Below are 19,969 nucleotides of genomic sequence, written 5' to 3' on the forward strand. Positions count from 1 at the left end.
TAAAGTGACACATTTATCGTGTCGTTTTTATTAAAATTTAAACGTATGCGTTATTCTTAAATTTATTTCTTAATGCATTTAATTTACCTGAAACGCTTGCATCATATTGAACATCTCCTATTCGTAAAATAAATCCGCCAAGAATAGTTTTATCAACTATATTTTTTAACGTTGCCTTACTTCCTGTTAAGTCTTTTACTTTCGCTAAAACTTTTGCTTCCATTTCTGGGGTTAAAGCTTCAGCTGTGGTAACGGTAGCAGCTTTTATATTCATCAATTCATTGTATTGATTTACATAACTTTTTACTACTGTTTCAAGAATGGCAATTCTATTATTTTGAATTAATATATTAAAAAGACTTTGAGATATCGGGTTTACTTCAGCAAAAATTGCTTTTACAACATTATGTTTTGCAGAAGGTTTAATTACCGGACTTTTTAATACGCTACGCAAGTCTTTACTATTTTTAATAGTATTATGAATTAATTTCATATCAGCAAAAACCTCTTCAGTTTGCTTTTTCTCTTTAGCGAGATCAAGCAAAGCTTTTGCGTAACGATTTGCTGCTCTAGTATTTGCCATAGTTAGTTTAACTTAACGTTATCAAGCATTCCGTCGACCAGTTTCATTTGGTCTTCTTTATTATCTAACTCTCTTTGTACAACTTTTTCTGCTATTTCAATAGAAAGGTTTGCTACTTGTGCTTTTATTTCAGCTAAAGCGGCTTGCTTTTCCGTTTTAATAGTTTCTTGCGCTTTTATGATAATAGAATTTGCTTTTTCTTGTGCTTCAGTAGAGGCATCAGAAATCATTTTTTCTTTTATCTGTCTAGCTTCTTTAATTATACTATCGCGCTCTTCACGAGCTTCTTTTAATAATTTTTCATTGTTAGCTTGAAGGTTTTCCATTTCCTTTCGTGCACTTTCTGCCGATTGTAATGCGTCTTTAATACCTTCTTCACGCTTGTTCAATGAATCTAATACGGGTTTCCAAGCGTATTTTCTAAGTAAAAATATTAATACTAATAATATTAATGCTTGCCAGAAAAACAGTCCGTATGCAAAATCTTGAATTAACTTTTCCATCAGTAAATTACTTTCTTAACTAGATAATTATAAATTTTTTAAAAACAATTCCCTGTAGCCAACCGCTACAGGGTTTTGTTTTTGTTTAATTCTTATGCAAGGATTAAAGCAGCAAATGCTAAACCTTCCAATAACGCAGCGATAATAATCATCGCGGTTTGAACTTTCCCAGATGCTTCTGGTTGACGTGCGATTGCTTCCATAGCTGAACCACCGATTTTTCCAAGACCAAGTCCTGCACCAATCACAATTAAGCCAGCTCCAACCATTGCTAGATCTAAAGTTTCCATAATCTAAAATTTATAATTAATAATTAAACAATTTCGTTTGTTTCTGGATGTTCGTGATCGTGCTCTTCTACTGCAAGACCTATGAATAACGCAGATAACATAGTAAATATATATGCCTGTAAAAAGGCGACTAACAATTCTATAACTGAAATAAATAATGTCAAAAAGATTGAAATAGGCCCATCCATTACTAAATTATCAGTAACAAATATCAATGCAATTAAGCTCATAATTACAACGTGACCAGCGGTAATATTAGCAAACAAACGTACCATAAGTGCAAATGGCTTTGTTAAGGTTCCTAATAATTCTATTGGAATAAGAATAATTTTCATAAGGATTGGCACACCTGGCATCCAGAAAATATGTTTCCAATAATCTTTTGTTCCGCTAAATTGAGTAATTAAATAGGTAAATAATGCCAAACAAGCTGTAATTGCAATATTACCAGTAACGTTTACTCCAAGTGGAGTCATTCCTAATAAATTGAGAATCCATACGAAGAAGAATACGGTTAATAAAAAGCCCATAAATCTTCTGTATTTTTTCTCCCCAATGTTAGGAATTGCAATATCGTCACGAACATATAAAACTAATGGTTCTAAAACTCTACCTATTCCGGTAGGAATTTCTTTATGTCTATATGACCTCGCTAATGAACCAAACAATAAAAACAATAATATACATGTAAGTAAAATTGTAAATACGTTTTTAGTGATTGAAAAATCTAGCGGTTTATCATTTGTAGGGTGATGCTCTTCATCAAAACTTAAATCGCCAGCAGCGTTTGTTTTGTATATTGTATTATGGTAAATTTTATAATAATTACCTTCAACTTCAGCAACACTTTCTCCGTGGTGAAAACGAGATGAAGAGAAAATTTTCAAACCTTCATCAATTAAAATTACCGGTAACGGAAAACCAACATGCTCTCCAGTTTCACTATCGGTCCATAATGTAAAATCGTAAGCATCTTGCAAGTGATGATCGATATAATTCTGAACTTCGGTTTTGGTATCGATGTGAGGCGTCTCACCTTCTGCTTGATGTTTTTGTGGGTCGTTTGCATTTCCAGAAAAAGAAATTAACGCAACTAAACAGAATAATAAAATCTTAACTATGTTTCCCTTTTGCATTTCAGGTAAAATTTCAGTCTTTAAATTTCGGTGCAAATGTACATAATTAAATATTAAAAAATAACACGAATTGGTTAATAAGTTTTTTTTTATTGAAAAGACGCCTAATTAATTGTCTTCCTGATAATTAATCTTCTTCAAAATTTTACTCACATAGAAAATTTCAACAATTAGGCAAATAAAATAGGGAATAAAAAAATGCAAATATTCTGCTTTTTCAATTTGTATAGAAGTGGTTTGTTTCCAAATTAAAAAGAGGGCAATTTTTAGAAAACCACCTATCATAAAAATAAAACCCAACTGATCTTTAAACTTTTTACTTAATAGAATTATAGTAATTGTAAAAAGAAAAGTAATCCCGACATTAAACTTATAACTGAAATTTAATAAAGCTAACGAAGAAGCGCTGTAATATTCTTGCACAAAATACTTGTGCAAAAAATAAAGCGGACCGACGCTACATAAAAGAATAAGTAAAAATTGGAAGATAGTAGATTTTATCTTCATTAACTATTGAATCTTTTGAGTTGTTTTAAAACTGCGTATAAGGAAATACTCACGCCAAGAACTACACCCGCAATGGTAAACCACTTGTTATCGGATGGATATTTTTCATCTAATTTTTGTCCGCCCCAAGCAAAAAGCAAGATTGTAGCACACATTTGAATGGCAATACCGGAAAAAATCGCCCAGTTTTTAAGCGGTTTTTTCTGCTTGTTGTTTTTTTGATCTTCGTTCATCTTTTAGCGATTTTACACCGCCTTTCATTTCGCAAGTCGCATTGAAAGTAGCACCAGGTTCTACAGCAAGTTTTCCGGTAATAACTTCGCCTTCAATATGAGCAGAATTGCGTAAGGTTAAGGTTTCTTTTACTTTTAATTTCCCTGAAAATTTTCCTTCAAAATCGGCATATTCACATTCAATTTCACCATTAATAAATCCGGTTTTTCCTACTACAACTTTTCCGGGTGTTTTAAGGTTTCCTTCAATTGTTCCTTCAATCCTAAAACTTCCGGTTGCTTCAAGATCGCCGGTAATTACGGTTCCTTGAGCAATTTTATTTTGTTCTTTACTAGCTTCTCCTGATTGGCGATTTTTTTTGTTTTCTGAAAACATGCGGAAATCTAATTTTAATTACTGCTATTCTGTTCTAAGTACGTATCTAAATTTTTGTGTACTTGTATAATTTCATAATTTGAAGAGGAAATTCCAAAACTTTCGTGGGTTATTTCGTAATCTTCCTCTTCCTTTAACTTATCTCCAAAGCCAATTGCGCCCATTTTACTGCTTAACCCGTGAATAGTTACAAATGTGGTTTCCGGATTATAAAAATCTACCGAAACACGTAAATTCTCGAATTTCAATTCAACTAAAGCTTTTTCAATTTTTTCTTTTAAAGCTTGAACTTCTTCTGTTTTTTCTGAAGCAAACGGATAAATAAGTTTGTAACTATCTTCCGGCGTATCGGGTTTAAATTGACTATTTTCTAAATCTGGAAGCGCGGTCGATACAATTTCTTCTGCGCGTTTTCCTTCTTCACTCTGCGGGTAATTTAAAGCCACATAATTTAACCCATCTTTATAGGCTTGAAAACCGTAATATTTTCCTTCTGCTGTGGCTTTTAATAATTCAAACTTCGGAACGATATCCATTCCGGTGAATTCTGTAATGTAACGTTTACTGTCGTCTATAACTTCTTTGTATTTTTCAGCTTGATATTTTCTATAAACTGAAGTATAAACTGCTTCTGGACTATCTTCTTCATTTAATAAACCACGGGGATTTTTCAAAATTGTGGCGTAGCGCGAATCAGGGTGATTGGTTAAAATATCTTGTTTCCACTGTTCTGCTTTTGCGGTATTTCCTGTAGTTGAATAAATTTTATACAAATTATATTTTGAAGGAAGTACCAAACGCTCTTCTGGGTTATGCGTTAATAAAGCTTCAAGTTTATCGGAAGCTAGATCGTATTCTTTAAATTTTTCTTTATAAATAATCCCTAATTGATAGTAGGCAAAATTTCGCTCATCAGATAAGCTGTCGATTAATTTTTGGTCGGTTGGTAATTTTGCGATATACGTTTGCGGATCGTATTTTGGATCTTGTTCTATTTGCGCAAATAAATCATTTTCTACTTCCGCTGCTTCAGCATCGCCACCATTTTTAGTTTGCGGATCGTAACGCCAATCATCGGTAAGCTCAATATCGCCCCAAACCGATTTGAATTGTTGCTCGCCATAATCGGCTTGCGTTTTATCGTAAAAATAAAAATCGCCCGCAGATTGTTGACTTCCAACTTGACTTTGCTGTTTACCGAATAAATTTCCTGAACCCGTATTTTGCGCTACGCCCTTATCGGCTTTTTTCGCTTCTTCAATCGCAATGGCTTTTAAGCTATCGGCATATTGCTGAAAATAGGCTTCTTGTTCTGCTTTAGGAAGTGCAACCAATTGAAGAATACTATCATTTTTTTGTGCGATTTCTTCATAAAGAATCACATCATCTAAATTTTCGCGTTTCTTTTTTATAGCTCTGTATTCTCGGGTATTTTCAGCTAAATTGGTAAGCGTGCTATCGTAATATGCGCCGGCTTCTTTGTATTCAGCTAAATCGAAATTTATATTTCCGAGGGTTAAATAATTTCGAGAACGTAAATATTCGTCTTGCGTATCGGTTCGTAACGATTTATTGTAATAGGTTACCGCTTTTGGAATCGTATCGGTTTTATTATAATACTGCGCAAATTGGTAATAAATAATATCTAAGAACGGTCGGTTTTCACGATTTTCTTGCATTTCTTCCATCAACTCTAAAAACGCAAGATGATCGCCTTCATCGATATCAAAATTTTTCGCCTTTTGCATATAAGCGTTAATCATATAAACGCGTGGCGATTTTCTATTGAGTTCAATAACTCGATCAAAAGAAGCATTTGCGCTGTCTAATTGATTTAAACGCTCGTAAATCTGACCTCGAATAAATAGTAATCTTCCTTCTTGTTCGTGAGAATCGGTATATTTTATCGCTGTGTCTATCGATGGAAGCGCTTTTTCCATTTCACCTAAATTTAAATAGGCTTGTGCCATTGCAGCGTTGGCTTCTACATAATCTTTTTCTTCAAAATCTAATTTTTCTTTGAATAATTTCTGAAGATTTTCCAACGCCAACTCATTATTATCCATCCGCATATAGGTTTTTTCACGCCATATTTTTGCGGTAATTAATTGGTCACTTTTCGGATAATTGGTAAGTACGTAATTAAAAGCTTCTAAGGCCGGAAAAAAACGTTGATCGTAATAGCGCGACTTTCCTAATAAAATAAAGGCTTTATCCATTTGCGGATTGTACTCGGTTCCCGCAATTAGCATATTGTGTTTCTGAATTGCTTTGGTCGCTTTTTCTTCGGCACGTTTAAATTTTGGGTTTTGCTGCGTGGTATCGGTAGGATCTTTTTTGGTAATTTGCATGCGCTCTACCGGAAGAATTTCCCAATAATTGTCGCGGTAATTCTGCTCTAACTCTGCTTTTCCTTCATCTAACGCCAATTGCCCGTTATAAATAATATTATAATAAGCGCCCATCGCATGAAAATTACGATTTACCCACTTATTTTTCTTTCGTGAACAAGCGGCAAGCGATAGTATTGCTAGCAAAAGCAATAGTATTTTAGTATAAATAGTTGATTTGTAATTCTTCAAATTCATTAAAAACTTCTTATCAAGAATAACTGCGCAATCCTATTTTTAGTATGGCTGCGGGTAAAAATACATTTCTTTTGAGAAAAAGCGCTTAAAAAAAGCTAGAAAATCACAAGTTTACACCTACGATTTTCTAATTTTATCTTGAAAAATAAGTTTCTAATTCTTGTAATGTCGCCTCGCTGGTTTTAATATCTTTTACGGTTTCGCCTTTATCGAGCACTACAATTCGTTCGCAAACTTCGGTAACGTGAATTAAATCGTGACTTGAAATTAAAATTGTAATATTTTTTTCTTCAGCAAGTTCTTTAATAATTTGCTTTAACCGAATTTGAGTGGTCGGGTCTAAATTTGCAAAAGGTTCATCTAAAATTATTACTTCTGGATTACCGATTAATGCCGCGACAATTCCCGCTTTTTTCTGATTTCCTTTCGATAAATCTCTTAAATATTTTTTTTGCTGAAGAATCTCTCCGTGGAAAAAATCTTCAAAGTTCGCCAACAATTTATCTACATCGGCTTTGTTTTGACCGCGCAATTCACCAATAAAGTAAAAGTATTCTTCCGCAGTAAGGTAACCGATTAAAAAACTTTCATCTATAAACGAAGAGGTAAACGGTTTCCACGCTTCGCTTTCATTTACAATGACTTCATTATTGGTTATATTTCCTGAAGAAGGTTGAATAAGGTCTAACAACAAACTAAAAAAAGTAGTTTTTCCAGCGCCGTTATTTCCTACTAAACCGAAACTTTGTCCTTTTGGGATTTCTAAATCGTTTATGTGAAGAACCGTAGTTCCGTTATAAGATTTGCTGAGATTATTTACGTGAATCATAGATGTTTAATTGAAGTTGAATTAGGCTTTTTCATCAAAAGCTGCAATGGTTTTGTATTTATTTTTTTGATAAATCTTTTCAATTTTATTCAGGAAAAAGTTTTTAAAGACAATTCCTGCAAGTCCGCTTAACGCTAAGAAAATAAGTCCGGCTTCAAAATTGATCAGTTTATAAGGAAGGTAAAAAATAAGCATTGGCCCGAAAATTTTAGGCAATGCGATAAGTAATTGTGTAGGGTTGAAACCTTGTGTATTGCTAAAAGCTTTTGCTTTTACGTTTAATTCCATTGGAACACGATTTAAAACACCGCCGTAAAGTGTGATAAAAGAATTTAAACCGACGTTAAATAAAGCTCCGGCTGCGATCATCCCAAAAATATCCCATCCAAAATAAATGTAGGGTGTGCTTAATACAAAAGAAACCAATACAGCTACAACCATAAGCGACCATTTGGATTCTAAATATTCTCGGTAAGGGATATTTTGACTCATTAAAAGTTTATAATATTCGCTATCCCAAGATGGAACTAATTGTCCAAATGACATTAAAAACCCGCCGGTTACAAACATAGAGGCAAAAGCTAAAAATGCCGGCATACTATTATAAGAATCATTTGTATAAAAAATTAAGCCATAAAAAAGAAATAAAAATGACATGAAAAGCACTTGTTTTGGACGTTTATTCCGTAGAATTAACCGCACGTCATTTTTGAGAAATGGTGCTATTCTACCGAAACGATTTAGCCAATTTAATTCTGAAGTTTTTACGGTTTCGGTTTTTTTAGAAATTTCAGCATCGAGATAAAAGCCTTTTCTAATAAAACTATAGGTTCTTCGGTATAATAAAACCATCAGCAATAATGGAATTAAAATAGCATAAGGTTTTTGATAAATGGTATTGAAAAATATCCCGGCTTTTTCTGCTAGCGGATAAATATCATAAAATTCTACAGCAACTCCTGCCACTAAAAGCGTTAAGATTGTATAGAAAATCTTATCGTTTTTATTCAGTAAAAAATTAAGGTAGTTTATCGATAAAGTAAAAAATAACATAGAAAAAAACCAAGCCACAACATTTAACGGATTATAGCCTTGAACCAATAAAACAATAGTAAAGGGTAAAAAGAAAAACAGCGGTAAAAAGTTAAAAAATGAAACAGTGGTTTTACCCAATAAAAAATGAATAACCGTCTTTCTTTTTATTGGAATAATCATATAAGGTTTTATATTCATCACCGGCAATTGTTGCATAAAATACCGATACGCTATGTCGATTAAAAACCAAAAAATTAAATAATTATTTACAATAGTTACGGGATCTTCTTTCGGAAAAGTGTCTTCTAAAATAAAAAATGCGCTGGTTCCTAATACTAAAAAACAACCGCCAAAATAAAGCGCGGCTAAAATTAAAAGTATTTTAATAGCAATGCCTTTCTGAAAATAGGAAGAACGCGAAAACTGTTTCCACTCCAGTGATAAAAAACGTTTAAACATAAAAGTTTGATTAAGTTATCGGGTTAGTATATGTTTTTAAAATTTTGTTACAAGCTTTCTTAAAATAGTTGATCCAGTTTTAAATAAACATTTCCATAAGCACCAATAGTATTGGTCTTATATTCCTCTAACATTGCAAAGCCATAATCCCCAATCACTTGAAAGCCTATATATTTACCAATAGAAAAACCGAAACCAAGATTTACACCAAAATTAAAAGGCTTATAAAAATCGCTGATCACCTCATCTCGCTCGTCTGGTTTCCAATTGTTTTCTAAATCTCTGTTTAAAATAAACGTACTTCTTGCTCCGGCAAGCATATAAAAGCCTTTATTGTACTCTCCACTAACATCAAACTTTATAAGCGGCTGTAGGTTTATACTTGCTTTTCGTGAAGTGTAGTTTTCGTATCCATCTGCGGTTTCTGAATAAAAAACGTTAGCAAGTAAACCTACTTTTTCTGAAAATTTATAATCACCATAAAACCCGATGTTTAATGGAAATTTTGTTACCTGCGGCCATGTTTTAGAGCTATACGTTTTAAAACCTTCATTTGTACTTGTAATATCTTTTACTACACCTCCTAATAAAAATCCATAAGAAAAATCTTGAGCAAAAGAGAAACTACAGGTTAAGCAAAAAATAATAGTATAAAGGTGTGCGTTTTTGAATAGGGTAATTTTTTTCATTCGTGTTTTTTTAAAAAGATGAAGTGTTAAATTAGGATAATTCCATTTCCGGATATGCTTTTTTTAGAATTTCTTCTTTTCTGGAGGGAATAACAAATACTGAAATATGGAGTAATAAAAATTCTGCCGTAAAAACAAAGGTTAAAAATATTTGCCCTTGAAAACTGATTGCTTCTTTAATTTCAAAAAAATCTCCGAAATTAATAAAGTAAAATGGTAAAAAGAATATTTGAAAAAGACCACCCGAAGTCATAATAGTATCTTCCAGTAAAAACATTTTTTTGTTTCCGGCTTTAACTTGCTTCCGACGTTTGCGCATTTTTATACCAAACTTAATTCCTGTTGAGATTAAAAGCGCCAAAAAAAGAATTGCTAACGAAATAATCCCGTATTTCCATTCTGAAATAACAAAAAAACAAGCCCAACCCAATACAGCACTGAAGATCACTCTTGGAAGTTTTAAAAAGTTTTTGGCTTCTTCCAAGATCATTTTATAGTATTTTTTGGTCATCGCGTTCTGGCGTTTTTCAACTACTTCCATAAAGCCGAAAACACCGAATTTCTTAAATTCTTTTTGGAGTAATTCTTCAAAATCTTGATCAGGGTTTTCTTCCCAATGTTCTTCAATCGCGTTCGCTAAATGATCTACCAATTCGGTTTGCACATCGTAATATTCAACATAATGTTGCCGCGTAAATTCGTATAACCGATCGATTTGTTGTTTGCTTACTTTCTTCATTATATTAAATTCAGATTTTTATAAGCCTTCTCCATAAGTTCATTTTCAATAGCTGGCATCTCTATAATACAGACATATAAAGCAATTAAAAGATAAGTAAAATAAAACGATGAAAGGGGAAGTAAAATTGTAGGCGGTAATATATCTAAAACTGGGAAAAATGCATAAGGAAAATAACAGAATGAAACGCCGCTGCGCATTCTATAAATTACCTTGTTAACCAACAATTTCATTTTTCCTTCTTTTTTTAATTGTCGTTTATGTTTCCAATTTCTGATAATTGCTGCAACAATTCCGGATAGAAAAATCACCAGATATAACGTGTGGAAAATAATTTCTGAAAACTTGTATTTCAATAATAAAAAGTGAATTACAAAAAGTATGAATGTTGCAATTATCACTTTTGGTAAGAGTAAAAAGGATTTTATTTTCTTCCAGACTATACTATTATAATTTTTTTGTAAGGCGTATTCTTTCTTTTCTACCAAACCGGTAAATCCAAAAATCCCGAATTTTTTAAATTCTCTGTGAAGCAACTCTTCAAAATCTTGATCAGCGTTTTCTTCCCAATGTTCTTCAATCGCGTTCGCTAAATGATCTACCAATTCGGTTTGTACATCGTAATATTCAACATAATGTTGCCGCGTAAATTCGTATAACCGATCAATTTGTTGCTTGCTTACTTTTTTCATGACACCTGATAATTTTTACGATAATACTTTGCTAATTGTATAGAAGTAACCAGAAATGAAGCATTTAGCACCACAAAAATCATTAACAAAATAAAGGCAGCATTTTCCAACGAAACTTTATGAAAAAAAACCAAATAACATTGATTAAACCAACCTATTATTAATGCTAGATTTACTAAACAAGAATATTTAGTCCTCTTCCTACTTTGTGCCTTCCATTGAAACATAAAAAACAATAAAACTTCAATAGACATAATTACTAATAAAATAGTCATCAGATTTTCAGCTAATGAAAAAGGAAAAAATTTAAAGATCAATCCTAACATAAAACTAGAAAGTAAAACTATAGGGCTTAATAAGTTTTTTAGTAGTAAAATAACTACTCTCTTAAATGCTTTTTTTCGGAACTCACTAATATTTTCTAACAACGCTTTTTTATGCTGAACCATATAATTTTTAAACACATCATAGAAAAGTTCGTTTTCACTTTCTAAACGCATTTCTATTTCGCTTGCTATGTGATCGGTCATTTCAGCTAAAACATCATCATATTCTACGTCAGAATTTTTTAAATAATTCCGTATAAACTGAATATTTTCTGAACTTAACTTTTTCATGCTTTCTTAAATTTTGTTTTATAATAGCGAAAACTTTCAATAAGCGTTTTAATAGCACTCAGGTTAAACCAAAATGTTATGATTATTATGGAGTTAAAAAGAAGTTCATTTTCTGTATTTGCTCGTAGAAATAATTGAACTATAACATAATTAATCCAATGAACTAAAAGAACTAAATGGTGAACAAAAGAGATTTTTAGATAACGATAAATAATCAACGGGAGAATATAAACTGAACTAATTAATGAAGCTGGTATCCACAAAAATTCAAAACTATTTTCCGGAAAACCCACTATATAAAAAACTCCCAAAAACAGAAAAAATAATCCCGCAATTAAAGGATGAAACATATTTTTACCAATAATTCTTAAGGCTTTTTTATCTAAATCCCATCGGTGTTTTGAAGTACTTTTTAGCAATTCTTTTTTATGCTGAAGCATATACGTTTTAAACGCATCGTAAAATTCTAGCTCAGGATTTTTATTGAGTTTTTCTTCAATTGCACTCGCTACGTGATCGGTCATTTCTAAACGTACATCAATAAAAACGACATCAGAATTTTTTAAATAATTCTGGATAAACTGAATATTTTCTGCACTTAACGTTCTCATCCTAAACTCGGTTTTGGGTTTACAATTCCTTGAATAGTTTCAATAAAACGCTCTAATTCTTCCAATTTATTTACGCTTTCTTTCGTGCCTTTTTCAGTAAGCTTATAATATTTTCGCAAGCGATTATCCACTTTTTTTACCTCAACATCTAACAACCCGTCGGCTTCTAATTTGTGCAAAGCCGGATACAAAGCGCCTTCGGTAATTTTTAATTCACCTTGCGTCATCTTCTTTACCTTTTGCGTAATTTCATAGCCGTACATTTTATCACCTTCCGCTAAAAGCTTTAAAATGATGGTAGTTAAACTTCCTTTATATAATTTTGCATTCGACATTCTCACAGAATTAATTCAATACAAATATACCTAATTTTCTTATGCATAAAAATCTTAGGTATCTTTTTTCCTATAAAATCGAAATCGATTATAGAATCTAACAGAACAATTTCAATAGAAAAGCTTTAAAATAATCTCTTACTTTGTATTTTTGCGGAAAAATTTTTTCGATGCAGAATTTTCATCAACTCGCTATAAAAGATATCATCAGAGAAACACCAAAAGCAGTAAGCTTGGTTTTTGATCTTCCTAAGAGTTTAACGCCAGATTTTGAATTTACCGCCGGGCAGTACATCACGATTAAAAAGGAATTTGATGGAAAAGAAATTCGCCGTTCCTATTCCCTTTGCTCGACCCCAAAAAGCGGCGAGTTAAAAGTGACCGTTAAAGAAGTTGATGGTGGCTTATTTTCTGCCTTTGCTAATAATAAATTACAAATTGGCGATACGCTAAAAGTATTTCCGCCGGAAGGAAAATTCACTTTTACACCGGTTGCAGATTCTGCGCATCATAATTATGCTGCTTTTGCTGCCGGAAGCGGAATTACACCGGTTTTATCGATTATAAAAACTGCACTTCACGAAGAAAAACACAGCAAATTTGTGTTGGTTTACGGAAATAAATCACCCGAAGAAACCATATTTTTTAAAGAATTATTAGAATTACAATCGCAATTTCCAGATCGCTTTTTTGCTGAATTTGTTTACAGTAAAGCAAAAGAAGAAAAATCTTTTTTTGGAAGAATAGAGCGCAGCACGGTAAATTATATTTTAAAAAACCGTTTTAAAGGCCACAAATTTGAAGCTTTTTATATCTGCGGACCCGAACAAATGATAGATCTAGTAAGCGAAGTTTTACAAGAAAATAGCATTCCTGAAAATAAAATTCACTTTGAATTATTCAACTCTACTGAAGAAGGCGAAATTGATGCAGTTTTAGAAGGAAAAACCCAAATTACCGTAATTGTAGATGATGAAGAAACTACGTTTGAAATGGATCAAAAATCGACCATTCTCGATGCGGTTCTCGAAAAAGATTTAGACGCGCCCTATTCTTGCCAAGGCGGAATTTGTAGTTCGTGTATAGCTAAAATTACCGAAGGAAAAGCTGAAATGGCAAAAAATCAAATTTTAACCGATGAAGAAATTGAAGAAGGGTTAACCTTAACTTGTCAAGCGCATCCTACAACGCCAACTATAAAAATAGATTACGACGACGTCTAGAGGTTTCGCTGCTTTTCTGCTATTAATACGCGTTTATAAATAAAAATACCCAACCACACGAAACCTGCAAAAAATAAAAACCAGAAAAAAATTCCTTCTGATGGTGTTAGTATAAAGCAGCTATATATAATCAGCGTCAATGCATTTATTAAATCACTCCACTTTTTATCTTTAAAAGATGTGCTTATTTGTTTTAAGAAACTCATAATTCAAAAATACTAGATTTAAATATTTTAAAGAAAAATTAATTAGAAAAGAGTTCAAATAATTTTGCCCCAAGGTAAACTGCCAATAATAAAATCATTAAATACAAGCGACGTTTTTGGTTGCCATCTAGCGTTTTAAATTGAATTAATCGTACAATTACATAAACTGCGACCAACGCCAAAATTGTATAGGTTAACCAAGAAGTTGAACTAAAATTCATTATGCAATTTTTTTAAGTTGATGTACAATTTGTTGCGGATTTATACTTCGCATTACTTCGTGATAACCTTCAACTTTTTTATTCCCGTAAATTGAAGTGGGTAATAAGGGATATTTTTTTAAATCGGGAAGCAATTGATTTTCTTGTGGTTGCTGAAAAGGCGCAAAACCTGCAAAAGGATGCGTCGCACCCCAAATTGTAATTACCGGAATTTGAAAAAGCGCCGCCATATGTCCATTCCCGCTGTCCATAGAAATCATCGCATCTAAATTAGAAATTACGTGCAATTCTTCTTTAAAACTGAGTTTTCCGGCTAAATTTTCTACGTTTTTATATTTTGAAGCCAGATTATTTAAAATTTCGGTTTCTTTTTTTCCGCCGCCAAACAAGATAATTTCATAAGCCTCACTTTTATCGATTTCGGCAATGACTTTTTCCATTAAATCTAAGGGATACATTTTTGCTTCATGTGCGGCAAATGGAGCAATTCCTACCCATTTTCGCGGTGTTTTTCCTAAAATTTCTTGTGCTTTTTTAGGAATTGGATAATTAGGAACTTCTACTTTTTGAGTTAAATCTACCGGAAAACCTAAACTTGAAAAAACTTCTGCATAACGTTGATGCGTTGTTTTTAAAGGCTGAATTATTTTGGGTTCTAAGCGCGTTAATTCCTTTTTTTCAGCACGACCTTTATCGATTGTTTTCCATTTTATTCCGAAGAAAAAGAAGAAAAAACGCAGAATTTTGGTACGTAAAACATGGTGTAAATCGGCTACAGCATCAAAATTATTTTTCCGAAGTTGAAAAGCGAGTTTTGCTAAACCAAAAAAACCTTTGTGCTCATTTTTTACATCGGCTACGAGAACTTCAACATTCGAAATATCATCAAAAAAAGGAGTGAAAAAAGCTTTGGTTAACACCGTAATTTTCAGATTAGGATATTGTTTCACCAACCTGCGTAAAACCGGAACGCACATGGCTACATCGCCCATCGCCGATAACCGAATTACTAAAATATGTAAATACTTCTCTGCCTTCGGAGTTTCTCCCAAAGGGGAAGAAATAGAATTTCTTTTAAAAGCTTTTTTCATTATTTTGTTAATACTGAACGAAAAATTGATTTCGTCAACCTGAGCTTGTTTCAGGTTCTCATCATCATTTAACAATAATTGTTATGAGATTCTGAAATAAATTCAGAATGACACTCTCTTAAAAACTTTTCAGAAATAAGCTATTTATTTCTGTTCTATTTTTTATTCCGCAGTACGGGGTTTAATTCTTCATCATTATACATTTTCATCTGTTTATAGACTTTCATGTATTTATCGCCGTTTTCTATATCTTCTAATAATTGATTAATCGCTGTGGATAGATCTACGCGTTGTTCCAGTAGAATATCTAGTTTCGCTTGGCAAGCCATTTTATGTTTTTGAGAAGCATCTTCGCGGTTTGCTTCTTCATTCATATGGTAAATTTTTAAGGCTAAAATCGATAAACGATCGATTCCCCAAGCCGGACTTTCAGTATTAATTGTCGCATTATCTTTGGGCACAACATCTTTAAATTTATCGAGAAAATAGCTGTCGATATATTCTACCATATCGGTTCTATCTTGGTTAGAAGCATCGATTTGGCGCTTTAATTTTAAGGCAGAAACCGGATCGATTTCAGGATCACGAATAATATCTTCATAATGCCATTGTACGGTATCTATCCAACATTTTCTGTATAACAAATGCTCGATTAATTGCTCTTGATCGTTATATGGATTTTTAAAAAGTTGATCTACCGTATTGATTTCGTGGTATTTTTTAATGACTTCTTGAAATATTTTGTTGGCTTTGTCTGAAAACATAGTCTTTATTTTTCTAAAATGTGTAAATATTCTACTGTGGCATTTGCCGTATGATTTCTATTTTCTGTTTTATCTGCTTTAAAACGCTGATATTCTTTTGTTTGCAAACTATACTTTCCGTAGCGTTGCATGATTTTTTTTATCGTTTCGGGCGGCATTAAACCTTCGTTATTGTAACTCAGGAAAATATATGAAAATTGCGCGTTTTCCAGTAATTTTTCAAAAGCTTTTGCAACTTCATTTTTCTTGCAATAAACCGATTTATAATAATCGGGTAAGCCTGTTTTTCCCTTTGGTACAAAGGTATCATATTTTGCGATAGTATTCAGTAAATGATAATTTGCCCCGTATTGTCTCGCATTATAAGGCGGATCTAAATATAAAACATCGCCTTTTATTTGCTGAATTAATTTATTCCCGTCTTGCTGAAAAACTTGATGATTATTTTTTGTAAGTGAAAATTCTGCGGGTTTTATAATCATTTTTTTTGAAGCCGAAGTTTTTATTTTTTTTAAAAACGCGCCGTAAACCGAAGCCGTATTCGCAATTTTATCGGCACTTTCTAATAAGGAAGCAAGTAGAAAATAATACGTGTTTGCTGAAATTTCATGCTCACTTTTCCAACGTTCAATTTGTTGGCGACACGCATCTATTTTTTGAGCGTTTTCTTCAGAAAAAAAAAGTCGGTTGGCTTTTCCGTTTTCGCCGTATTCTTCAGCGATAAATCCTTTTTTTCCGTTTAATTCATTCAGCTGTTGAATATAATTTGCTGCGGAAGATATTTCTTGATGATTGCCAATGTAATTTTTCAGCAAAATATAACTGTAATATTCTACATCGTTGGCAATAACTTGCTTTACAAAGGGTTTAAATTTTCTGCCAACAATTCCGGTTCCTGCAAAAAGATCGCAAAAAACAACTTCGCTTAACAGCATGGAAATTTTATTTTCTACCGTTGTTTTAATCCACTCTGAAAGTTTGTTTTTAGAACCGATGTAATTCATTTAGTTGCCCAAATTATTGCTGCTAAAGCGGATTGTTGGTTTTGGAATTCCAGCTTTTTTAACTTTGAAGCATCAAAGGTAGCGACATATTTTAAAATGACTTGTTTTAGCCAGCTAATTTCTGCTTTTAATTTCCAATGTTCGCCGTTTTCTGCATAGACAATTATAAATAATCTGTTGGCTAAATGTTTGCGCTGTTGTTGACTTTGGTTTTTAAATAACCAATATAATAATTCTTCTTCATGGGTTTGCGCGTAATAAATTGTTTGCTGAAATTTTTTAGGGAATTTTGAGGTTTTGTGGTCGAAATTAATTCCGAAGAGATTAAAATCTATTAATCGGTTTTTTGAATTTAGCGCAGGGGTTATTCCTTCAATTTCAGTAAAAATTTGTTCCACCGCAATAGCGCTCCAAAAATTAAACCAGCGATTTGCGGCATAATTAAATAATTCTCGTTTATCTAGGTTATAGGCTTCTGCAGTGGCTTTCATAGCGGTTACCACAGCTTCCCATTCTAAATAATCGTAAATAAAATTAGTGTAGTTATCCCATTCATCATTTTGTTTTCTTCCCCAATTATAAGCATATGGAAGTCGTTTTTTAAGTTCGTTTTCAATACGTTCTAGGGAATAATTCAAATTAAAAAAGGAATAATAAATGTAATGAGAACTAAGGTAAGTAATAAAATTTCTTTTAACCACTTTTCGCCTTTTTGTTCAAAATAGCTTGCGCCCATTATACTTACCGGAATGCTATAAAATATAAGTTCGCCACCCGTTTTTGTAGGGCTTATAACAATAATAAATATTGAAATGATCCAGGTGAATAGAATAAGATATAAACCTTTTTTCTGCCTTTTTATTGAATTCTGAATTCTCTTAAAATAATTGAAAAGAACCCAAAATGAAAAAGCTAAAAGCACGCTTAAAGGAAATAAAATTGAATTTTTCCGATAAAGATCGAAATCATAATTGGGTGAAAAAATATATTTTGAAATACTAATTTGATCATCGACCAAGAGCTGAAAAGAAAAATTAAGAATGACTACTGTAAATAAAGCGACAATGGGAATCAGCCAGTATTTTAGCTTTTCTGGCGTATAAAATAAAATTCCTAAATAAGGAAGAATTAAAAAACAAACACACGGAAAATAGAAAAGCGACGCAATACTAATCCATAAAGTAGCATCAAAAATTTTCTGCGGATAATTAATTCCGGTTTTTAAATTTATAATTCGCCGTAAACCCAACAACAGAAAAAATGCACTTAATAAACTGTAATTTGCTCGCAGCACAGGAAAAAAACTAAGTGTAAAAACGGCAAAAAGTATAATGGTAAAAGTATTTTTTTTGGTAACACCACTTCGTTTTACCAAAAAATTTATAATACTCATCGACGCCAAATAGACAATTAAAAAACCAATATTCTTTAAAATTTCTAGCGTAGAAAGATTTTCAGATGAATTAAAAAAATTAGCGATAATGAAAAAAACACTCATATAAATTCCTACCAATAAAAATTGAATAGGCTTAGATCGCTTAAAAAAGTTGGTAAGCATGAGTGTTTATTTGTTGCGTACTTTTACAAAGTTTTCTTTGTGAAAATATACAATACTAAATTAGGTTTTGCCAAGAGAAAGAAGAGAAAATTTTATCATCTTTAAAAGATGAAGTCGAAATGAAAAAAATTTACTTATTTTTGTGCTACCAAAATAACAACCTTCATACTCATGAAAGATTTTTTAGAACTTATACAGTCCTTATTTGAAGATGTATTATTTATACCTTACGACGCACTTCGCGAACTAGAACTCGAGAGCTGGTTTGCCGCAAATGCTGTAAATATAATTTTTATCCTAATCGGGATAGTTGCGTTTTCTTACTGGGTAAAACAATTACGCACGTATGCTGATGAAGAGCACGAGCGTCAAGAAAAATATTACGGAAAGTACTGGAACTAATTTTTAGTTCAAGTCTTTTCCTAGATCCTTACGATAATACATCTTATCAAAATGTAGTTTTTCTATATTTTGATAAGATTTTTTTAGTGCCTCATTGAAATCTTTTCCAAAGGAAGTAATTGCAATTACACGACCTCCACTAGTAACCACTTTTCCGTTTTCTTCTTTGGTTCCCGCGTGAAAAACCATTGAATCTTCAATTGTATTGTAACCGGTTATTTCTTTTCCTTTTTCGTAAGCTTCTGGATAACCGCCCGAAACTGCCATAATTGTTGCTGCAGCACGTTCATCAATTTCTAACTTAATTTCATCTAGCTTTTGTTCGGCTAGTTTTTCAAACACCTCAACTAAATCATTTTTTAGGCGCGGTAATACAACTTCTGTTTCCGGATCGCCCATTCGAACATTATATTCAATTACATAAGGATCACCATCTACTTTTATTAAACCGATAAAAATAAAACCTTTATAATCGATTTCTTCCTTTTGAAGTCCGTTTACGGTAGGTTTTATAATGCGTTCTTCCACTTTTTGCATAAATTCTTGATCTGCAAAAGGAACCGGAGAAATTGCTCCCATTCCGCCTGTGTTTAAGCCTGTATCGCCTTCGCCAATTCGTTTGTAATCTTTAGCGGTAGGAAGCGTTAAATAATTTTTTCCGTCGGTTAACACAAAAACGCTTAATTCAATTCCGTCTAAAAATTCTTCGATTACTACGGTTTCGCTCGCTGCACCAAATTTTTGATTGCTAAGCATATTTTCGAGCTCTTGTTTTGCTTCAGCTAAATCATTTAAAATCAACACGCCTTTTCCCGCCGCTAAACCATCGGCTTTTAGAACATAAGGTGGCTTTAAGGTTTCTAAGAATTTCTTTCCGGCTTCTAAACTTTCAGCTTTAAAACTTTCATAGGCAGCTGTTGGGATATTGTGCATCGCCATAAATTCTTTGGCGCGTTCTTTACTTCCTTCAAGCAAAGCACCACGTTTTGATGGCCCGATTAGTTTTACATTTTGAAGTTCTTTATCGTCTCTAAAAAAATCGTAAATCCCTTCAACTAAAGGATCTTCTGGACCTACAACAACCATTTGAATATCTTTTTGAAGAACGGTTTGTTTTACTTCTTCAAAATTTTTAGGATTAAGGGAAAGGTTTTCTGCAAGTCGCGAAGTTCCTGCATTTCCGGGCGCAACATACAATTGATCGCATTTTTTACTGTTTGCAAGTTTATAAGCAAATGTGTGTTCTCTTCCGCCAGAGCCTAAAACAAGAATATTCAT

25 protein-coding genes are annotated in these 19,969 nt (G+C 32.6%); 2 read left to right on the forward strand and 23 right to left on the reverse strand.

The window, feature by feature from the left end; genetic code table 11:
• Positions 1–37 precede the first annotated feature (37 nt).
• The 16 genes from atpH to ACFFGL_RS08845 all read right to left on the reverse strand — a co-directional run bounded on the left by atpH (position 38) and on the right by ACFFGL_RS08845 (position 12,222).
• Positions 38–583 (reverse strand): ATP synthase F1 subunit delta, encoded by a 546-nt coding sequence (gene atpH, locus ACFFGL_RS08770; RefSeq protein WP_309726832.1) that lies wholly within the window; start codon positions 581–583, stop codon positions 38–40.
• A 2-nt stretch (positions 584–585) separates the two neighbouring features.
• Entirely contained in the window at positions 586–1,086 is a 501-nt protein-coding gene (locus ACFFGL_RS08775; RefSeq protein ID WP_309726831.1) for a F0F1 ATP synthase subunit B, read from the reverse strand.
• A 92-nt stretch (positions 1,087–1,178) separates the two neighbouring features.
• Positions 1,179–1,376, reverse strand: a complete 198-nt coding sequence (atpE, locus tag ACFFGL_RS08780; protein WP_121666151.1) for an ATP synthase F0 subunit C — start codon at positions 1,374–1,376, stop codon at positions 1,179–1,181.
• A gap of 23 nt (positions 1,377–1,399) precedes the next feature.
• Positions 1,400–2,512, reverse strand: coding sequence for a F0F1 ATP synthase subunit A (atpB, locus tag ACFFGL_RS08785; RefSeq protein WP_309726830.1), 1,113 nt, complete (start codon positions 2,510–2,512; stop codon positions 1,400–1,402).
• A gap of 108 nt (positions 2,513–2,620) precedes the next feature.
• Positions 2,621–3,019, reverse strand: a complete 399-nt coding sequence (locus ACFFGL_RS08790) for a DUF6168 family protein (RefSeq protein WP_309726829.1) — start codon at positions 3,017–3,019, stop codon at positions 2,621–2,623.
• Entirely contained in the window at positions 3,019–3,252 is a 234-nt protein-coding gene (locus ACFFGL_RS08795; RefSeq protein ID WP_309726828.1) for an AtpZ/AtpI family protein, read from the reverse strand. Before ACFFGL_RS08795 ends, ACFFGL_RS08790 begins: the two co-directional genes overlap by 1 nt.
• Positions 3,209–3,628 carry a bactofilin family protein gene (locus ACFFGL_RS08800; protein WP_309726827.1) on the reverse strand — a complete coding sequence of 140 codons (420 nt, stop codon included), beginning with the start codon at positions 3,626–3,628 and terminating at the stop codon, positions 3,209–3,211. The genes ACFFGL_RS08795 and ACFFGL_RS08800 overlap by 44 nt, the downstream gene beginning before the upstream one ends.
• A 14-nt stretch (positions 3,629–3,642) precedes the next feature.
• Positions 3,643–6,165 carry a type IX secretion system periplasmic lipoprotein PorW/SprE gene (gene porW / locus ACFFGL_RS08805; protein WP_309726826.1) on the reverse strand — a complete coding sequence of 841 codons (2,523 nt, stop codon included), beginning with the start codon at positions 6,163–6,165 and terminating at the stop codon, positions 3,643–3,645.
• Between the two features lie 184 nt (positions 6,166–6,349).
• Positions 6,350–7,045 carry an ABC transporter ATP-binding protein gene (locus tag ACFFGL_RS08810; protein WP_309726825.1) on the reverse strand — a complete coding sequence of 232 codons (696 nt, stop codon included), beginning with the start codon at positions 7,043–7,045 and terminating at the stop codon, positions 6,350–6,352.
• A gap of 21 nt (positions 7,046–7,066) precedes the next feature.
• A complete protein-coding gene (locus ACFFGL_RS08815) occupies positions 7,067–8,539 on the reverse strand; it encodes a DUF5687 family protein (RefSeq protein ID WP_309726824.1) in 1,473 nt (490 codons plus the stop codon).
• 59 nt (positions 8,540–8,598) lie between these two features.
• Complete coding sequence (locus ACFFGL_RS08820; RefSeq protein ID WP_309726823.1) at positions 8,599–9,228, reverse strand: outer membrane beta-barrel protein; 630 nt, start codon at positions 9,226–9,228, stop codon at positions 8,599–8,601.
• A gap of 31 nt (positions 9,229–9,259) precedes the next feature.
• Positions 9,260–9,967: a hypothetical protein gene (locus ACFFGL_RS08825; protein ID WP_309726822.1), complete on the reverse strand. Its 708-nt coding sequence runs from the start codon at positions 9,965–9,967 to the stop codon at positions 9,260–9,262.
• Entirely contained in the window at positions 9,967–10,659 is a 693-nt protein-coding gene (locus tag ACFFGL_RS08830; protein WP_309726821.1) for a hypothetical protein, read from the reverse strand. The genes ACFFGL_RS08825 and ACFFGL_RS08830 overlap by 1 nt, the downstream gene beginning before the upstream one ends.
• Positions 10,656–11,276 carry a hypothetical protein gene (locus ACFFGL_RS08835; protein ID WP_309726820.1) on the reverse strand — a complete coding sequence of 207 codons (621 nt, stop codon included), beginning with the start codon at positions 11,274–11,276 and terminating at the stop codon, positions 10,656–10,658. The genes ACFFGL_RS08830 and ACFFGL_RS08835 overlap by 4 nt, the downstream gene beginning before the upstream one ends.
• Positions 11,273–11,887, reverse strand: a complete 615-nt coding sequence (locus ACFFGL_RS08840; RefSeq protein WP_309726819.1) for a hypothetical protein — start codon at positions 11,885–11,887, stop codon at positions 11,273–11,275. The genes ACFFGL_RS08835 and ACFFGL_RS08840 overlap by 4 nt, the downstream gene beginning before the upstream one ends.
• On the reverse strand, positions 11,884–12,222 hold the full coding sequence (locus ACFFGL_RS08845; protein ID WP_309726818.1) for a PadR family transcriptional regulator: 339 nt from the start codon (positions 12,220–12,222) through the stop codon (positions 11,884–11,886). Before ACFFGL_RS08845 ends, ACFFGL_RS08840 begins: the two co-directional genes overlap by 4 nt.
• Before the next feature lie 170 nt (positions 12,223–12,392).
• Here ACFFGL_RS08845 and ACFFGL_RS08850 point away from each other — a divergent pair, with 170 nt between their 5' ends.
• Positions 12,393–13,445: a ferredoxin--NADP reductase gene (locus ACFFGL_RS08850; protein WP_309726817.1), complete on the forward strand. Its 1,053-nt coding sequence runs from the start codon at positions 12,393–12,395 to the stop codon at positions 13,443–13,445.
• Between the two features lie 244 nt (positions 13,446–13,689).
• On the opposite strand, the gene ACFFGL_RS08855 is transcribed toward ACFFGL_RS08850, so the two are convergent.
• From ACFFGL_RS08855 to ACFFGL_RS08880, 6 genes are all read right to left on the reverse strand, one after another.
• Complete coding sequence (locus ACFFGL_RS08855) at positions 13,690–13,872, reverse strand: hypothetical protein (RefSeq protein WP_309726816.1); 183 nt, start codon at positions 13,870–13,872, stop codon at positions 13,690–13,692.
• Positions 13,872–14,963, reverse strand: coding sequence for a glycosyltransferase family 9 protein (locus ACFFGL_RS08860; protein ID WP_309726815.1), 1,092 nt, complete (start codon positions 14,961–14,963; stop codon positions 13,872–13,874). Before ACFFGL_RS08860 ends, ACFFGL_RS08855 begins: the two co-directional genes overlap by 1 nt.
• 155 nt (positions 14,964–15,118) lie before the next feature.
• Complete coding sequence (locus ACFFGL_RS08865) at positions 15,119–15,727, reverse strand: DUF4254 domain-containing protein (protein ID WP_309726814.1); 609 nt, start codon at positions 15,725–15,727, stop codon at positions 15,119–15,121.
• A 5-nt stretch (positions 15,728–15,732) separates the two neighbouring features.
• Positions 15,733–16,731 carry a DNA adenine methylase gene (locus ACFFGL_RS08870; RefSeq protein ID WP_309726813.1) on the reverse strand — a complete coding sequence of 333 codons (999 nt, stop codon included), beginning with the start codon at positions 16,729–16,731 and terminating at the stop codon, positions 15,733–15,735.
• Positions 16,728–17,369 (reverse strand): hypothetical protein, encoded by a 642-nt coding sequence (locus ACFFGL_RS08875; RefSeq protein ID WP_309726812.1) that lies wholly within the window; start codon positions 17,367–17,369, stop codon positions 16,728–16,730. The genes ACFFGL_RS08870 and ACFFGL_RS08875 overlap by 4 nt, the downstream gene beginning before the upstream one ends.
• A complete protein-coding gene (locus ACFFGL_RS08880) occupies positions 17,366–18,289 on the reverse strand; it encodes a DUF6427 family protein (protein WP_309726811.1) in 924 nt (307 codons plus the stop codon). Before ACFFGL_RS08880 ends, ACFFGL_RS08875 begins: the two co-directional genes overlap by 4 nt.
• A gap of 171 nt (positions 18,290–18,460) precedes the next feature.
• Between ACFFGL_RS08880 and ACFFGL_RS08885 the strand changes: the two genes are divergently transcribed.
• Positions 18,461–18,691: a DUF6341 family protein gene (locus ACFFGL_RS08885; RefSeq protein ID WP_309726810.1), complete on the forward strand. Its 231-nt coding sequence runs from the start codon at positions 18,461–18,463 to the stop codon at positions 18,689–18,691.
• Between the two features lie 3 nt (positions 18,692–18,694).
• On the opposite strand, the gene purD is transcribed toward ACFFGL_RS08885, so the two are convergent.
• Positions 18,695–19,969 (reverse strand): phosphoribosylamine--glycine ligase, encoded by a 1,275-nt coding sequence (gene purD, locus ACFFGL_RS08890; protein ID WP_309726809.1) that lies wholly within the window; start codon positions 19,967–19,969, stop codon positions 18,695–18,697.

It is taken from the genome of Mesonia maritima (assembly GCF_042433895.1).
GTDB classification, from domain to species: domain Bacteria; phylum Bacteroidota; class Bacteroidia; order Flavobacteriales; family Flavobacteriaceae; genus Mesonia; species Mesonia maritima.

Coding starts and splice junctions, on each gene's coding strand:
- atpH (WP_309726832.1), bottom strand. CDS start 583: ATGGCAAATACTAGAGCAGCAAATCGTTACGCAAAAGCTTTGCTTGAT.
- ACFFGL_RS08775 (WP_309726831.1), bottom strand. CDS start 1,086: ATGGAAAAGTTAATTCAAGATTTTGCATACGGACTGTTTTTCTGGCAA.
- atpE (WP_121666151.1), bottom strand. CDS start 1,376: ATGGAAACTTTAGATCTAGCAATGGTTGGAGCTGGCTTAATTGTGATT.
- atpB (WP_309726830.1), bottom strand. CDS start 2,512: ATGCAAAAGGGAAACATAGTTAAGATTTTATTATTCTGTTTAGTTGCG.
- ACFFGL_RS08790 (WP_309726829.1), bottom strand. CDS start 3,019: ATGAAGATAAAATCTACTATCTTCCAATTTTTACTTATTCTTTTATGT.
- ACFFGL_RS08795 (WP_309726828.1), bottom strand. CDS start 3,252: ATGAACGAAGATCAAAAAAACAACAAGCAGAAAAAACCGCTTAAAAAC.
- ACFFGL_RS08800 (WP_309726827.1), bottom strand. CDS start 3,628: ATGTTTTCAGAAAACAAAAAAAATCGCCAATCAGGAGAAGCTAGTAAA.
- ACFFGL_RS08810 (WP_309726825.1), bottom strand. CDS start 7,045: ATGATTCACGTAAATAATCTCAGCAAATCTTATAACGGAACTACGGTT.
- ACFFGL_RS08815 (WP_309726824.1), bottom strand. CDS start 8,539: ATGTTTAAACGTTTTTTATCACTGGAGTGGAAACAGTTTTCGCGTTCT.
- ACFFGL_RS08820 (WP_309726823.1), bottom strand. CDS start 9,228: ATGAAAAAAATTACCCTATTCAAAAACGCACACCTTTATACTATTATT.
- ACFFGL_RS08825 (WP_309726822.1), bottom strand. CDS start 9,967: ATGAAGAAAGTAAGCAAACAACAAATCGATCGGTTATACGAATTTACG.
- ACFFGL_RS08830 (WP_309726821.1), bottom strand. CDS start 10,659: ATGAAAAAAGTAAGCAAGCAACAAATTGATCGGTTATACGAATTTACG.
- ACFFGL_RS08835 (WP_309726820.1), bottom strand. CDS start 11,276: ATGAAAAAGTTAAGTTCAGAAAATATTCAGTTTATACGGAATTATTTA.
- ACFFGL_RS08840 (WP_309726819.1), bottom strand. CDS start 11,887: ATGAGAACGTTAAGTGCAGAAAATATTCAGTTTATCCAGAATTATTTA.
- ACFFGL_RS08845 (WP_309726818.1), bottom strand. CDS start 12,222: ATGTCGAATGCAAAATTATATAAAGGAAGTTTAACTACCATCATTTTA.
- ACFFGL_RS08850 (WP_309726817.1), top strand. CDS start 12,393: ATGCAGAATTTTCATCAACTCGCTATAAAAGATATCATCAGAGAAACA.
- ACFFGL_RS08855 (WP_309726816.1), bottom strand. CDS start 13,872: ATGAATTTTAGTTCAACTTCTTGGTTAACCTATACAATTTTGGCGTTG.
- ACFFGL_RS08860 (WP_309726815.1), bottom strand. CDS start 14,963: ATGAAAAAAGCTTTTAAAAGAAATTCTATTTCTTCCCCTTTGGGAGAA.
- ACFFGL_RS08865 (WP_309726814.1), bottom strand. CDS start 15,727: ATGTTTTCAGACAAAGCCAACAAAATATTTCAAGAAGTCATTAAAAAA.
- ACFFGL_RS08870 (WP_309726813.1), bottom strand. CDS start 16,731: ATGAATTACATCGGTTCTAAAAACAAACTTTCAGAGTGGATTAAAACA.
- ACFFGL_RS08880 (WP_309726811.1), bottom strand. CDS start 18,289: ATGCTTACCAACTTTTTTAAGCGATCTAAGCCTATTCAATTTTTATTG.
- ACFFGL_RS08885 (WP_309726810.1), top strand. CDS start 18,461: ATGAAAGATTTTTTAGAACTTATACAGTCCTTATTTGAAGATGTATTA.
- purD (WP_309726809.1), bottom strand. CDS start 19,969: ATGAATATTCTTGTTTTAGGCTCTGGCGGAAGAGAACACACATTTGCT.